This window comes from Actinokineospora cianjurensis, from assembly GCF_003663795.1.
GTDB classification, from domain to species: Bacteria; Actinomycetota; Actinomycetes; order Mycobacteriales; family Pseudonocardiaceae; genus Actinokineospora; species Actinokineospora terrae.
The window spans coordinates 333647-348047 of record NZ_RCDD01000002.1 but is presented as its reverse complement, the minus strand read 5'-3'; the positions used below and the strand labels follow the sequence as shown (position 1 = coordinate 348047).

The following is a 14401-nucleotide window of genomic DNA, read 5'->3' as shown; positions in this document are numbered from 1 at the left end:
GCCCCGATGAGCGTATCCCCGCGGTCGGGGAGCGTCTCTACTCTTTCCGGGCGCACTTGATCTACTCAAGGAAGTACGACCACTCGCGCCGGTCAGATTCTGCGCGTTGGTGACCGCGAGGAGTTATCTCCACCGTCAACAGTGTTTGCCGCTGGTCAAACATCACTCGCGCGTCGAGACAACCGTGCCGATGTGTCGGCCGCGTATCGGGAATCGTATACGGGCCCGCAACGCCGTTCCGCCTTGACTGGGCGCATGAGCTACAGCGACCCAGCACGAACGGCAGGCCGGTCGCCGGTATCGCCGAAGCTGGGAATCACGGTCTACGGCTGTGCGCAGGACGAGGCCGCCCTGTTCCGCGCGGTGGCGCCCCGCCTGGGTGTCGAGCCGACCATCACCGAGGCGGCGGTGTCCGGGGCGTCCGTCGAACTGGCAATCGGAAACCGGTGCGTCAGCGTCGACCACAAGACCCGAATCCCCAATCCCGTCATTCTCGCCCTCAGCCGGGCAGGCGTGGTGTATGTGTCCACGCGCAGCATCGGGTACGACCACATCGACGTGGAGTACGCCGCGAGCGTCGGAATCACGGTGGAGAACGTCACCTATTCACCGGACGGAGTGGCCGACTACACGGTGATGCTGATGCTCATGGCGGTGCGAAACGCGCGGGCCACCGTCAGGCGCGTGGACGTCCACGACTACCGGCTGACCGGCGCGCGAGGAAAAGAACTCCGCGACCTGACCATCGGCGTGGTCGGCACCGGGCGCATCGGCTCGGCGGTCGCGGACAGGTTGCGCGGCTTCGGCTGCCGCATAGTCGCCCACGACCGATTCCCCACGGCCGACCGTGTGCCGCTCGACGAACTGCTGCGGCTGAGCGACGTCGTCACACTCCACACCCCGCTCAACGCGGACACCCACCACCTCATGGATCAGTGCCGTATCGCGCGGATGAAGCAGGGCGCGGTCCTCGTCAACACCGGCCGCGGGTCGCTTGTGGACACAGAGGCCCTCGTCGCGGCGCTGGAGAGCGGGAAGTTGGGCGGCGCGGCCCTGGACGTCGTGGAAGGCGAGGAAGGGATCTTCTACGCCGACTGCCGAACCCGGCCGATCGGGAACAAGGCGCTCCTGCGGCTGCACGGGCTGCCGAACGTGCTGATCAGCCCGCACACCGCCTACTACACCGACCGCGCCCTGGGCGACATGGTCGAGAACAGCCTCCTCAACTGCGTGGACTTCGAAAGCGGGGAACAGCATGGCTAGGGTGAGAATCGGGATCATCTTCGGAGGCGCTTGCGAGGAGCACCCCGTCTCCGTCAAATCCGCGCGCGAGGTCGCCGCCAACCTCGACCCCGACCGGTACGAGCCGTTCTGGATCGGGATCACCGAGCAGGGCGCCTGGACACTCTGCGCGGGCCCCGAAACGGGGTGGGAGGACGACGGCCGTCCGGCGATGCTCTCCCCGGACCGCAACGTCCGCGGACTGCTTGTCCTCGACCAGGGCCGGTACGCGGAGATCGGCCTCGATGTCGTGTTGCCCGTCCTGCACGGCACACTCGGCGAGGACGGTGCGATCCAGGGTCTGCTGGAGCTCTCCGGCATCCCCTACGTCGGGTGTGACGTCCAGAGTTCCGCGCTGTGCATGGACAAGTCCCTCACCTACACCGTCGCCAGGAGCGCGGGAATCGCCACGCCGACCTTCTGGACCCTCGCGGCGAACGAGGAACCCGACCCCGCCCGGCTCCCCTATCCCGTGTTCGTCAAGCCCGCCCGCTCGGGGTCGTCCTTCGGCGTCACCAAGGTCTCCGGCGCGGACGGGGTGGCGGACGCGGTCGCGACCGCGCGGCTGTACGACTCGAAGGTGTTGATCGAGGAGGCTGTCGTCGGCAGCGAGGTCGGGTGCGCGATCCTGGGCAGCGACCTGGACCTGGTGGCGGGCGAGGTGGACCAGATCGCCCTCTCCCACGGCTTCTTCAAGATCCACCAGGAAGCGGACCCGGAGAGCGGCTCGGAGAACTCGACTATCACCGTTCCCGCGGACATCCCGGCCGAGGCGCGCGCACTCGTCCAAGCGACCGCGAAGACCGTGTACCGCGCACTGGGATGCCGTGGACTGTCGCGAGTGGACATGTTCCTGACCGGTGCCGCAACCGTGGTCCTCAACGAGGTCAACACCCTGCCCGGCCTGACGTCCTACAGCCGGTACCCGAGGATGATGGCCGCTGCGGGGTGGTCGCTTGCCGGGGTGATCGACCGGACCGTGGCGCTGGCGTTGACGGGCAAGGTCCAGTGAGGGACGGTTTCGCCTACGTGGACGACCTCGTCCCCGGCCTCCGCTGGGACGCCAAGTACGCCACCTGGGACAACTTCACCGGCAAACCCGTCGACGGCTACCTCGCCAACCGGATCGTCGGCACAGTGGCCCTGTGCGCGGCCCTGGAAAGCGCGCGGGACAGGGCCGCGTCCCTCGGCTTCGGCTTGCTGCTCTGGGACGGCTACCGCCCCCAACGCGCCGTGGACAACTTCCTGCTCTGGTCGACGCTGCCCGAGGACGGCCGGACCAAACCGCGCCACTACCCGAACATCGACCGCCCCGACATGTTCGAGAACGGCTACGTGGCAACCAGGTCCGCCCACACCCGGGGCAGCACCGTCGACCTGACCCTCTACCACCTGCCGACCGGCGAACTCGCCGCGATGGGCGGCCACCACGACCTGATGGACCCCATCTCCCACCACACCGCCCCCGACATCACCCACCTTGAGGCAACGAACCGCCACCACCTCCGCACCATCATGCACTCCGCAGGCTTCACCCCCTACGCCTTCGAGTGGTGGCACTACACCCTCACCGACGAACCCCACCCGAACACCTACTTCGACTTCCCCATCACGTGAAGACCCGTCGCGGAGGCAGGAGCAAATCGCTGGACAGCCGGGTCGAATCGCCGCTAGCGTGCGGATTCCTGTGTCGTGGTGAGGGGTGACCTGTGGCGGTCGTGTCGGCGGTACCAGTTGCCAACGTTCCTCCTGACGACAGGACCTGCCGAAGTGGACATTCCCCGTATCTTCACCATCCGTGAGAGCAGTCATCGCGTCCACAACCCGATAGACGCCACCAAGTTGGCCACGCTGGGTGGTGCGCTGGGCATCGAGCCGGGCGCCACCGCCCTGGACCTGGCCTGCGGGACCGGCGAGATGCTGTGCACCTGGGCCCGTGACCACGGTCTGATCGGCACCGGGGTCGACCTGAGCAGCGTGTTCATCGAGAGGGCACGGGCGCGGGCCACCGAACTGGGCGTCGACGTCGCCTTCCACCACGGGGACGCGTCGCAGCACGTTGCCCGGGAACGGGTCGACCTCGTCTCCTGCCTCGGCGCCACCTGGATCGGTGGTGGCCTCGAAGGCACCATCGCCCTGCTGGATCGCAGTCTCAAGCCAGGCGGGCTCATGGTGATCGGTGAGCCCTACTGGCTCAGCGAGCCACCGGACGAGGCTGTCGCCGCCTGCCACGTGACGCGCGAGGACGGGTTCGGATCGCTGCCGGAACTCCTCGAGCGCTACGACGACCTCGGCTACGACCTGGTCGAGATGGTCCTGGCGGACAAGGACAGCTGGGACCGCTACGCGGCGGCGCAGTGGCTGAACCTGCGCCGGTGGGCGGACGCCAACCCGGCGGACGAGATGGTGGCCGAGGTGCGTGCGGAGTTGCGCACGGCACCACGCGACCACGTGCGGTACCAGCGCGAGTACCTGGGCTGGGGCGCCTTCGCCCTGATGCAGCGGTGATGTCGGGTGGCGCGGGGTCCTGCCGGATCTCGCGCCACCCCACCGAAGAACTACCTGCCGGGATGTGGTTGTGCGGCAGGTAGGCGGACCGTGGCGCGGAGGCCCCCGGCAGCGCGGGGGGCGAGCGTGAGGGTTCCGTCGTGCGCGTGGGCGATGCTCTTGACAATGGCCAGGCCCAGCCCCACTCCTGCGTGGTCGGTGTGCAGGCGGCTGGTGGCGCGTTGGAAGGGTTCGGTGAGGGTCGTGACCAGGCGTGGGTTGAGGGGAGTGCCGGTGTTCTCGACCGTGAGGGTGACCGTGTCGGGGGAGGCGGTGGTGGTGACCCAGACGGTGCCGCGGGTTGGGATGTTGTGGACGATCGCGTTGTGCACCAGGTTCGTGGTCAGCTGCAGCAGGAGTGCGTGCGAGCCGTCGGCCAGGGCCACGTCACCGGAGGTCTCCAGGGTGACGGCGCGTTTCTCGGCCAGGGGCAGGAGGGTCTCGGTGGCTTCCTCCGCCGCCAGGGACAGGTCGACGGGTTCGCGGGCGAAGGAGCGCTGGTTGGCGCGGCTGAGCAGGAGCAGCGCCTCGGTGAGGTCGATGGCCCGGGAGTTCACGAAGTGCAGGCGCTCGACGAGTTCGCCGGTGTCGCGGTCCAGGTCGTTGCGGGCGACGTCGAGCAGCGCCTGCGTGATGGCCAGCGGGGTGCGCAGTTCGTGGGAGGCGTTGGCCGCGAACCGCTGCTGCTCGGCGTCGTGCGCCTCCAGTCGGGCGAGCATGGTGTCGAACGCGTCGGCGAGTTCGCGGAACTCGTCGCCGCGGCCCTCCAACTGGATCCGGTGCGACAGCGACCCGCCAGCGGCCAGCCGGGTGGCGTTCGTGATGCGGGTCAACGGCGCCAACATGCTGCCCGCCAGGACCCATCCGCCCGCCAGGCCGAACAGCAGCAGGAACGCCAGCATCAACGCCGCCTTGGGCACGAAGGCCCGCAGCAGGTCCGAGCGGTTGGGCACGATCATCGGACCCGGCCACCCCGGCGCGTCACGCGGCGCGGTGTAGATCACCTCGGGCACGTAGCGCAGCAGGAACACCCACACCACGGCCAGCAGCAGGACCCCGGCCAGCATGATGAACCCGGCGTAGCTGAGGGTGAGCTTGAGGCGGACGCTCAACCCCGGCGCCCTACCCACGATCCCCTTCACCGCGGCTGGACGCGGTGTCGACGTGGCTCGACGCCGTATCGATGCGGTAGCCCGCCCCCGCCACGGTCGCGATGATCCACGGTTCCCCGAGCCGTTTGCGCAGCGCCGAGACAGTGATGCGCACGGCGTTGGTGAACGGGTCCGCGTTCTCGTCCCACGCCCGCTCCAGGAGTTCCTCGGCGCTCAGCACACCCCCTTCAGCGGCGACCAAGACCTCCAGCACCGCGAACTGCTTGCGGGTCAACGCCACGTAGCGGCCGTCCCGGTACACCTCGCGGCGGAACGGGTCCACCCGCAGACCGGCGATCTCCCGTACCGGTGGCCGGTTGTGCGCGCGCCTGCGGTCGAGTGCCCTGAGCCGCAGCACCAACTCCCGCAGGGCGAACGGTTTGGTGAGGTAGTCGTCGGCGCCGAGTTCGAACCCGCTGGCCTTGTCGTCGAGCCGGTCGGCCGCGGTGAGCATCAGGATCGGCATGCCGCTGCCGGACGCGACGACGCTCTTGGCGATCTCGTCACCGGAGGGCCCGGGGATGTCGCGGTCGAGGACGATGATGTCGTAAGCGTTGACGCTCAACAGCTCCAGCGCGGTGTCGCCGTCACCGGCGATGTCGGCGGCGATCGCCTCCAGGCGTAGTCCGTCGCGGATGGCCTCCGCCAGGTAGAGCTCGTCCTCGACGACCAGCACACGCATGTCCCGATGCTACGAGCCCGCGCATATCGCCGTCATATCGAAAACACGAGTCATATCGACAGCACTGGACATATCGGAGCTAGATGCCCGTGTGCAGGAACGGCGCCCAGAGCAGCGGGTCCGCCGGGTGGCGCGATCGCACGCCCTCCACGGCGGCGTGCAGCGCACGGGCGGCCGCGGGCCTCGGCTCACCCGGCACGAGCCCGCCGTAGACGACATCGCTGACCTCTGCGGCGACGGCGTCGCGCACCGACCACAAGGTGGCCACGACCTGGCGGTACCCGACCACCTGCAGGGTCCCGGCCAGGTGCAGCGCCTCGTCGGCCAGGTCGATGGCACCGGTCGCCGTCTCGCACGCCGACAGGTACGCGAACGCGCCCGCGGTCCGCGTGCCCATCAGCTCGGCGACGGTCAACCGGCGGTCCCACAGTTCGACCCCGCTCGCCACCGCGTCGTGTTCGTCCTGCTGGGCGTGGCAGGCCAGGTGGACCCAGCTGTGCTCGAGGAGCGCCCGGCGCACGGCGTCGGTGGTCGCCGCGGCCTCGGACAGCGTCGTGGCGGACGGGAGCCGGGCGCCCAACAGGGCCAGTTCCGCCGGTACCGCGGGCAGGGGCGAGCGACCGGGAGCGGCGCCGACGCCGACGAGCAGGCAGTCACCGGAAGCGGGCTCCAGTCCGGTCAGCGCGGCCAGGGTCGGCGTGTACGAGCTGACGACCCGGCCCGCCACGGTCTGCGCGAGGTCCGTCGGCTGGGTGTTGGTCCGTGAGTGCCTGCCCGCCGCGTGCAGGGGGAGCGCGGTCAGCGGCCCGGTCGGACACCACCAGATCCGGGGCGGCTCACCCTCGGGGACCCCGCGGTGGCCGAGGTCCGCCAGCACCGGCTCGGCGATCTCCGTCCACAACCACTCCAGCACGTCCAGCAGCTCGCGGCGCTCGGTCTCCCGTTCCAACGCCGTCCGCCGCCGGTCGGACACGAGCACGCGCAGCCGCCGGGCCCGCGCGGCCACCTCGACCGCGGTGACAGCCAGCGGCAGCACCCGAACCGCGGGCCCCGGCGTCACGATCAGCGCGGCGCAGCCGAACCGGCTGACGTTGATCACCACCACCGGACCGGGAACCCCCAGGTCGAGGTCGTCGAACACCGCGGGCGCCAGGAAGCCCTCGAACTCCGGCATGGCGCGCGCCTGGGCCAGCAGGTCCGCCCAGGCGTCCAGCAACCGCAGCCGCATGCCGGGGCGCGGGACCTCGCCGATCGGGTCGTCCAGCCTGCCACGCAGCCGGTCGAGCCCCTCGGCGATCGTCGGGGCGCTCTCGGCCAACCGGGTCAGGTTGGCGCGCAGGTGCAGCAGCTGTCCCCACAGCAGCGCGCGGCCCCGTTCGAGCACCTCGATCGCGCGCTCCGCGGACCCCGCCGCCACCTCCAGCGCCGCCGCGTCGCACGCCACCCCGGGCCGGGTCATGATCTGGGCCTGCTGGTGGTCTCGATCCCGCCCCCGCCAGGCGAGCCGGGCGAGCATGTCCACCGCGATCCGGTGGGCGGCGACCTTCGCCGCCAGGTCGGTGGCGGTGTCGGCCCACCACAGCGCCGCGTTGAGCCGCACGTCCGGTGGGGCGATGTCCTGGGTCGCGGCCTCCGCCAGCAGATCGGCGTCACCGGTGCGCGAGCCCAGGTTGAACGCGATGCCCGCGCGGCGGGGGTCGTCCGGTGCCACCAGCCGCAGGCCCTCGCGCTGTGGAGTGCGGCCGACGACCAATGATGGTCATCTAGGAAACCGCAGGGCACCGACGAGGCCCAGGTGCGCCAACGCCACAGTGAACGTTGGTTGCCCCTATTCATCACTCACTTCGCCTTTTCCCGCAACTGACGATTCGCTGTTGATGTCAAAAGCGCATCAGCATCTGACCAAGGGCTCCAATGCTTGACAGCCCCCGGCCTCGGTGGCGCGACCTTGATGCTGCATCATCTAGCTGTGACCACGCTAAAGCTTGTCGAACTCGGGTATGCGGGCGATGTCGATCTGCCTTTGGTTTGCAGGATCATCAACCGGGCCCAGAAGTCACTTAAGGCAAAGGTTGGTACAAGTGTCGCGACAATCGGTGAACCAGACATCAGCGGGATTGCCTACACCCGCGCGAGCATCTTCTCGCTTCTCCCCGACAGGGTGGAGTCTGAGATCCTCATCGGCGTTACGCACGCTCCACTAAGCGGCAATCTATTCAGTATGACTACCCCTGTGGGGGAGATTGTGCCGAGTCTTCACGGCAGCTATGAGCTGTGTGAATTGTCCGGACGGACTCTGGAAGAGTACATTGCACAGTCCGCTCTGTCGGAGTTTCTTCAGATAAGATTCTGTCAAAGTTCCGAGGGGCACACGTGGGCCGACCTGGTCCACGATGAAGTGCGTGGGTGTCTGTTCGATTTCGTTCCGCACAAGCCAGACAAGGTTCATAAACTTCGTCGGGGCTGGTTGGATCCTCAATGTAGGGCGAAACTGATCAATGCCGGCGTTGCGGATGATGAAGTCCCTGCCGCGGAAGCGGTAATTCGCGCTATTCAGAGGCCAACTTTGGTTGGATCGTTTCTGGATGGAATCAAGCGGCCAGGCTTTGGTATTTTGCTGGGCGGATTGGCGGGTGGTGGTCTAGTAAACCTGGTTACCACGGCGATCACAAACGCTTTCAGCGCGACAATCCTCGTTTCGCTTGGTGTGATCGCAGTGGCAAGTGTTGCGCTAGTACTTGGCAACTGGATTCAAGCAATGCGTGCTGCTCGGGCGCGAATCAGGAGATGATCCCAAGAAGCGATCCGGTAAACCTGGATGCGCTTTCATGTTTCGACCTCGTTTGTCACGCCCACCCCGAGCGTCGACGAGGCAGCGGGCAGGACCAACGCGGCTCCCGCGTCAGTCCTGCCCGCTGCCTCTGTCAGGGATCTGGTTGCCCTAGTCCTCCGCGGTCACCTGGTTGCCGTGTAGGTGTTCAGCACGGCGTTTACCGCGTCGGTCACGGGTAGCTCCTCCTCGAGTGGGGCCCAGGTGAACTCGTCGTGCTCGGTCAGGACGACCGGCTCGGTGGTCTCCACCTCCACCACGAAGGTGAACTGCCTGCTGAGCTTGCCGCTGCCGGAGGTGTAGTCGAAGTAGCCGAGGTAGGCGCCGATGGCCGACACGACCAAACCGGCCTCCTCGGTCACCTCGCGCGCCAAGCCAACTTCGAGCGCCTCGCCCGGCTCGACCTTGCCGCTGGGCAGCTCGTGGATGCCGCCCATGAAGTCGTCGCCCGGCCGCTTCAGCAGCAGGACCCGCTCCTCGTGGATGATCACCGCCCCGACCACGAGCTGCTGCACGCCGTCGGCTTCGGCGGTGCTCACCAGGTCGATGAGCAGCTGGGTGTCGATCACGCGTTAGATCCCCTTCAGTTCGCGGTGGTGGGTGACCACCTTGATGAACCCGTCGATGTAGGCGCGCACCATGGGGAGATCTTCCTCCCGGTGCCAGACCGGCAGTTTCATGGTTCGCTCGTGCAGCTGCTCGGCGACGGGGAAGTCGCCGGGTCGGTAAGCCAGCTGCGCCAGTAGCGGGTCGTGCGGGAACAGTGCCCGAGCGTCCTGGAACAGAGGCAGCTGGTTCAGCGGTCTGGTTGAGCCAGGCCGGTCGACCTCGACCAGTCCCTCGGCGTGGAGTGCCTGGTAGAAGACGTCGATTGGCACGTCGTCCAGTTCGCTGGGTGAGTAGAACAGCGGCAGGCCGTACCAGCTGGCCCGTGCCCCGTCGGGCAGCTGCGGCACCTGGACACCGGGCAGCTCTCCGAGAGCCTCGCACAGCATCTGGGCGATCTTCGCCCGGCCGTCGAGGTAGTCGTCGAGCAGCGCCAGCTGGTCGAGCGCAAGGCTCGCAGCCAGCGGGTGGACGCGTAGCTTGAGCCCCATGCCGGTGACCGCGAAGCGCGCCAGGGGGTGGTCAGGAGGGATCTCGCTACGACACCGCTTGTTGTAGTGGCCGTGCAGCAGCGCCCGGTAGTAGACCTCGTCGTCGTCGGTCAGCAGGAAGCCGCCCTCGCCAGCCGACAGTGTCTTCGGCCCGTTCATCGAGAACCCGCTCGCCCTGCCCGCAGTGCCGACCAAGTGCCCGTCCCGGGCCGACCCGTGGGCGTGGGCACCATCCTCGAGCAGCATCAGGCCATGGTCATCGGCCAGCTTGCGTAGGGCCACCAGGTCGTCCGGCAGACCCCACAGGTGGGCGGCCACGATCGCCCGGGTTTTCGGTGTGATCCGGGCCTCGACGTCCTCGACCGACAACCCGCCGTCCTCGCCGCAGTCCGCGAGCACCGGGAGCGCGCCGAGCTGCAACAGTGGCGTGACCGTAGCCGGGAAGGTGTAGGCCGGAACGATCACCTCGTCGCCGGGGCCGATCTCGGTCGCCACGTACATGGAGTGCAGCGCGGCCGTGCCCGAGCTGGTCAGGACGGCGTGACGCACGCCGAAGTAGTCCTGGAGGCCCGCCTCCAGCTCAGTGATCACGCCCGAGCGGTCGGGGATGGAGACGGCGTTCAGCAGTTGCGTCCCCACCGCGGTGATCGTGGTGGTCGTGATCGGCGGCCACGAGAAGTGCGGTCGGCTGTCGGGCGCGAGGACGGGCGTGCCGCCACGGAAGGCCAGGACCCTCACAGCAGCTCCTTGGGAGAGATGGGCAGGTGGGTGCGGGCCGACTCGTAGCAGGCATGGATGAAAGCGTGGTGCGCCAAGTTGTCGCGGGGACTGCTGATGTTCGGCCTGAGGCCCTCGATGACCCGGGCGAAGTAGTTCACCTGCGAGGCCGCCGCCGCGGGCCAGGACTGCTCACGCACCAGCGACTCGACCACCTGGCCGTCATTGGTCAGGCGCTGCAACCGTCCGCGCTCCAGGTGGACGATGCCGTGGGTGCCCACCAGGCGGATCTCCTCGGTCTTGGGCCCGATGAACCGCGACAGCAGCAGCGAGCCGTAGAGGCCGCTGTCGTAGCTGAAGTGGATCAGCGCGGTGTCCTCGGCGTCGTAGTCCCGATCCGGGCGTGCCGCGACCGACGACTCCGCCTGTACGCGGTCAGGCAAGCCGAAGTACCAGAGGATCATGTCGACGATGTGGTAGCCCATGTCGATCACACAGCCGCCACCAGCTTCACCGGCCAGCCCCCGCCAGCCCTCGGAGGGATCCGGGATGTGCAGCGTGTAGGCCGCGTCGACCACGAACGGCGTGCCGATCTGGTCGGCCAACTGCTGGAAGCTGGTGTAGATCGGATTGAATCGCCGCTGGAGCGTCACCATCAGGTGGACACCGGCGCGCTCGCAGACGCCGAGCAGTTCGTGGGCCTCTTCCAAGGTGGTGGCGAACGGCTTCTCCTTCAGGATGTGGATGCCCCGTTCGGCCGCGGCCACGATGACGCTGTGGCCTGCATGGTGCGGCACGCACACCACCACGAAGTCCAGCGGCACGGTGTCGAACATGGTGACCGCGTCATCGAAGCCCGGCACACCCAGCTCTGCCGTCTGGACAGCCAGCGTGGTCGGGTCGTCGTCGCAGATGGCCACGAGCTCCGCCGCGTCCGAGGCAAGCAGCCCCGGGATGTGGTCTTCGCGGCCCTGCTTGCCAAGCCCGACCACAGCGGCGCGGAGTTTGCCCTCCCGTTTGGTACTGGCGCGTTGTCGAGCACGAGGGAGTGTCAGTAGTTCAGCCATGGCCTTTGATTCCTCCTGGTTGTAGCGGACGACGAAACGCGGCCGCGCCAATGCGGCCTGCGGGGTCAGTGGGTAGGGACAGCTACGAACCCGTTGCAGCGTCAGCGGAATCTCCGAGCGGAACGACGCACCACACCACTCGCTGGCGTGCCGCGGTCATCACGACATCTCCGCTAAGCTGCCAGCGTCGTAGCCGAACGTCCACAAGCGCTTGAACGGGGCCGGGAAGAACACCACGTGCTCAGTGCCGATCTCATAGCGGAAGCTGCGTTCGATGCCCATCTGCCAGATCGAGGGCTTGTCCGCCTGCCAACCCGTCGGCGTCGAGATCGACGCATCAACGCGGTGGTCAGCCGCAGGTCGGTGGTGGTCGATAGCGATGTGCGGGCACGACCTCAGCGCAGCGTCGGCATAGGGCTCGTGCATTGGCGGGTCGCTGTAGGTGCGTGCTGCTGCCGACCTTGGGCCGCCAAGAAAACGATCCAGTAGCCGAACAGGTAGCCGCTCATCCCGTGGTCGTCCGGCCAGCGATGCCGGGAGGTCGGGGTAGGCCATCGCCCCTCCTGGAGGCCGTTGTCGCCCGGGTGTGCCGGGCCGTACTCTTGCCAGCGAACCGGGCGTAAACCCCCTGGTACAGGGCGGTTTGAGGGGCGTAATCCGGGCAGAAACCGGGCACCGACAGGCACTACCGGGGGAAATGGGGCGGCATGGCGAAGCGACCGCAGTTGGCGCAGCGACGCAAGGCACTCGGTTTCACCCAGGACGGCCTGGCTGAGCGGCTCGGCGTCGATGCCACAACCGTCCGGCGGTGGGAGCGTGGCACCGCGACTCCACAGCCCTGGCTCCAGCCAGCCCTAGCTCGAGCACTTCAGGTGTCACCGGCTCAGCTAGCAGAGTTGCTCAACCCCAGCGAGAACGGGATTCCGGCCAGCAGCGTGAACGAGCCCACGCTGCTGCAGCGTCCGGACGGACGTAGCGTGATGGCGGAAGACACTGACGCGACGCTCGTGCGTGGCGTTCGCGTGCTTCGCCCGGCTGTCTCCCTCCGTGATTGGGAAACCATGAGCCCGCTGTCTCGTCGCTCGCTCCTGAAACAGGGCTTGCTGACCGCCGTATTCCCGGCACTCGGCCTCGAAGACCTGGAACGGGTAGCTGGAGCACTGGTAGATGCTGGTCGGTACCTCGACGGTTCTGTCGTTACCGCGCTCCGCCACCAGCTGGCCGCCGTGAAAGCTGATGACGGCACCTTGGGGCCCGGCGCAACGCGGCCGATCGTGTTGGAGCTACTCGGGGTGGTCGAGCAGCACGCCCGCCAGGTCGCGTCCGACGTGCGCGTTGAGCTCCTCACGCTCGGGATCGACTGCGCGGAGTTCGCTGGCTGGCTGTACCGCGACGCCCGCGACCTTCCCCGCGCGTTGTACTGGCACGACCGCGCCGTCGAGTGGGCTCAGGAAGTGGGCAACCTGCCAGCTCAGGGGTACGTGCTCCTCAAGAAGGCCCAACTGGCCTACGACCAGCGCGAACCAGCGCGCATGCTTGGCTTGGCGCAGGCCACGCTGACCGGCCCGTGGCAGGTGCCCTATCGAGTCCAGGCCGAAGCTGTTCAACAACGAGCCCGCGCTGAGGCCATGCTCGGCGCCCCCGTGGCCGCGGTCGAGCGCCAGCTCAACGAGGCGCGCCAGCTGCTTGAGCGAACCGATGCCCGCGATGACTCCAGCCTCGGTGCGCACTACGGCCCAGCGCTCCTCGACATGCAGACCGCCGTCTGCTTCGCCGAAGCCGGGGTCCCGCGCCGAGCACTCGCCATCTACGAGCAGGCGCTGCGGGCGCACACCTTCTCAAGCCGGGACTACGGCTTCTTCCTCTCGTGGCAGGCATCGTCGATGGCACTAGCTGGTGAGCCCGACCAAGCAGCAGCGACCGGTCTGGAAGCTGCTGCCCGCGCCGACACGGCCAGTTCCCGGCGGACGCAACAGGAGCTAGTGCGCGTGCTCGACGTGTTGAAGCCGTGGCAGCACCGCTCCGCAGTGCAGGAGCTGCGCCATGCGGTGACTATCTAGGCCGCCATACCGTTCAGCCACTGAGCGATCGCCTCGATGACCTCGGCTTGCCAGGTCTGCGTCTGCGGGTCGGCGTACTCGGGGTCGTCATGGACGGCCACGCCGTGCTGGGCACCTTCCAGTTCGATGAACCGGTGGTCGCAGGTCAGCTGCTGGACAGCCTGCCGTGACGACTCCACCGAGATGAACGTGTCCTCGCTGCCGTGCACGATGAGCGTCGGGGCCGTGATCTCGCCGAGCACCACCCGCGGCTGGAGCCAGAACACCTCGTTGAGCATCGGGCGGCCGAGCCTGAACGACGGGCCGTGGCCGACATACCCCTGCTCGCGCAGTTGCTCCGCGCCACGGTCGTTGAGGTAGTCCGCCTCCCACGCCTTCTTCTCGTCCACGAAGCGCTGCTTGTAGTCGATCAGCGGGTTGATCAGTACCAAGCGGGCAACGTCGTCCGGCCGCTTGGCCGCGTAGTACAGCGCGGCGCCACCCGAGAAACTGGCCGCCAGCACTGACACCGAGGTAACCCCCGTCTGCTCGATCAGCGCGTCCCGACCAGCCCGGATGGTGTTCAGCACCACCGAGAGGGTCAGGTCTTCCTGCCGACCCTCACTCTCACCGTGACCGGGGAGGTCGTAGCGCAGCGACGCCACACCCGCCTCAGCCAAGCCTGCGGCGATCCGCGTGAAGAAGCCACCCTCCTCCCGCGTGACGCCAGCGCCGTGAACGAGCAGAGCCGCGTGCTGGGCGGGGCCGTCTGGCTGGTCGACGGTGGCGCTGAGCTTGAGGCCGTCCAGGGTGCGAACCGTGGTGGCAGAGCTGGTGGGCATGGCCTTGAGACTCCCGGGTTCGGGCGCAGGGACAGCAACAGAGACCATCCTCGCATCGCGATCGACGGGTGTGTGTGGACGGGACGTCTGTCGCTGGTGCTCTCCTGCGGTGGCAGTGCGTTGAGGCTGGCGCGTGACGCAAGTTGAT

Annotated in this window: 14 protein-coding genes; 6 read left to right on the top strand and 8 right to left on the bottom strand. The window is 67.9% G+C overall.

Annotated elements, in window-relative coordinates:
* Positions 1–255 precede the first annotated feature (255 nt).
* From CLV68_RS16245 to CLV68_RS16230, 4 genes are all read left to right on the top strand, one after another.
* Entirely contained in the window at positions 256–1263 is a 1008-nt protein-coding gene (locus CLV68_RS16245) for a D-isomer specific 2-hydroxyacid dehydrogenase family protein (RefSeq protein ID WP_121391592.1), read from the top strand.
* On the top strand, positions 1256–2293 hold the full coding sequence (gene vanA, locus CLV68_RS16240) for a D-alanine--(R)-lactate ligase (RefSeq protein ID WP_121391590.1): 1038 nt from the start codon (positions 1256–1258) through the stop codon (positions 2291–2293). Before CLV68_RS16245 ends, vanA begins: the two co-directional genes overlap by 8 nt.
* Complete coding sequence (vanX, locus tag CLV68_RS16235) at positions 2290–2898, top strand: D-Ala-D-Ala dipeptidase VanX (protein ID WP_121391588.1); 609 nt, start codon at positions 2290–2292, stop codon at positions 2896–2898. Before vanA ends, vanX begins: the two co-directional genes overlap by 4 nt.
* A 153-nt stretch (positions 2899–3051) precedes the next feature.
* The gene (locus tag CLV68_RS16230) at positions 3052–3789 is read left to right on the top strand and encodes an SAM-dependent methyltransferase (RefSeq protein ID WP_121391587.1); all 738 of its coding nucleotides are present in this window, start codon (positions 3052–3054) and stop codon (positions 3787–3789) included.
* Positions 3790–3839: 50 nt separating this feature from the next.
* Here CLV68_RS16230 and CLV68_RS16225 read toward each other — a convergent pair whose 3' ends face one another.
* The 3 genes from CLV68_RS16225 to CLV68_RS16215 all read right to left on the bottom strand — a co-directional run bounded on the left by CLV68_RS16225 (position 3840) and on the right by CLV68_RS16215 (position 7414).
* Positions 3840–4940 carry a sensor histidine kinase gene (locus CLV68_RS16225; RefSeq protein ID WP_281274669.1) on the bottom strand — a complete coding sequence of 367 codons (1101 nt, stop codon included), beginning with the start codon at positions 4938–4940 and terminating at the stop codon, positions 3840–3842.
* Positions 4941–4950: 10 nt separating this feature from the next.
* Entirely contained in the window at positions 4951–5661 is a 711-nt protein-coding gene (locus tag CLV68_RS16220) for a response regulator transcription factor (RefSeq protein WP_121391583.1), read from the bottom strand.
* Positions 5662–5740: 79 nt separating this feature from the next.
* Positions 5741–7414 (bottom strand): CHAT domain-containing protein, encoded by a 1674-nt coding sequence (locus tag CLV68_RS16215; protein ID WP_121391581.1) that lies wholly within the window; start codon positions 7412–7414, stop codon positions 5741–5743.
* A 216-nt stretch (positions 7415–7630) separates the two neighbouring features.
* Between CLV68_RS16215 and CLV68_RS33385 the strand changes: the two genes are divergently transcribed.
* Complete coding sequence (locus tag CLV68_RS33385; RefSeq protein WP_147460018.1) at positions 7631–8452, top strand: hypothetical protein; 822 nt, start codon at positions 7631–7633, stop codon at positions 8450–8452.
* A 164-nt stretch (positions 8453–8616) separates the two neighbouring features.
* On the opposite strand, the gene CLV68_RS16210 is transcribed toward CLV68_RS33385, so the two are convergent.
* The 4 genes from CLV68_RS16210 to CLV68_RS16195 all read right to left on the bottom strand — a co-directional run bounded on the left by CLV68_RS16210 (position 8617) and on the right by CLV68_RS16195 (position 11927).
* Positions 8617–9060 (bottom strand): NUDIX hydrolase, encoded by a 444-nt coding sequence (locus CLV68_RS16210; RefSeq protein ID WP_121391579.1) that lies wholly within the window; start codon positions 9058–9060, stop codon positions 8617–8619.
* A 3-nt stretch (positions 9061–9063) separates the two neighbouring features.
* Positions 9064–10326 carry a DegT/DnrJ/EryC1/StrS family aminotransferase gene (locus tag CLV68_RS16205; RefSeq protein WP_121391577.1) on the bottom strand — a complete coding sequence of 421 codons (1263 nt, stop codon included), beginning with the start codon at positions 10324–10326 and terminating at the stop codon, positions 9064–9066.
* The gene (locus CLV68_RS16200) at positions 10323–11372 is read right to left on the bottom strand and encodes a Gfo/Idh/MocA family protein (RefSeq protein ID WP_121391575.1); all 1050 of its coding nucleotides are present in this window, start codon (positions 11370–11372) and stop codon (positions 10323–10325) included. Before CLV68_RS16200 ends, CLV68_RS16205 begins: the two co-directional genes overlap by 4 nt.
* 159 nt (positions 11373–11531) lie before the next feature.
* On the bottom strand, positions 11532–11927 hold the full coding sequence (locus CLV68_RS16195; RefSeq protein WP_121391573.1) for a hypothetical protein: 396 nt from the start codon (positions 11925–11927) through the stop codon (positions 11532–11534).
* Between the two features lie 152 nt (positions 11928–12079).
* Between CLV68_RS16195 and CLV68_RS16190 the strand changes: the two genes are divergently transcribed.
* On the top strand, positions 12080–13432 hold the full coding sequence (locus tag CLV68_RS16190; RefSeq protein WP_121391571.1) for a helix-turn-helix domain-containing protein: 1353 nt from the start codon (positions 12080–12082) through the stop codon (positions 13430–13432).
* Here CLV68_RS16190 and CLV68_RS16185 read toward each other — a convergent pair.
* A complete protein-coding gene (locus tag CLV68_RS16185; protein WP_121391569.1) occupies positions 13429–14253 on the bottom strand; it encodes an alpha/beta hydrolase in 825 nt (274 codons plus the stop codon). The genes CLV68_RS16190 and CLV68_RS16185 overlap by 4 nt on opposite strands.
* Between the last annotated feature and the right edge of the window lie 148 nt (positions 14254–14401).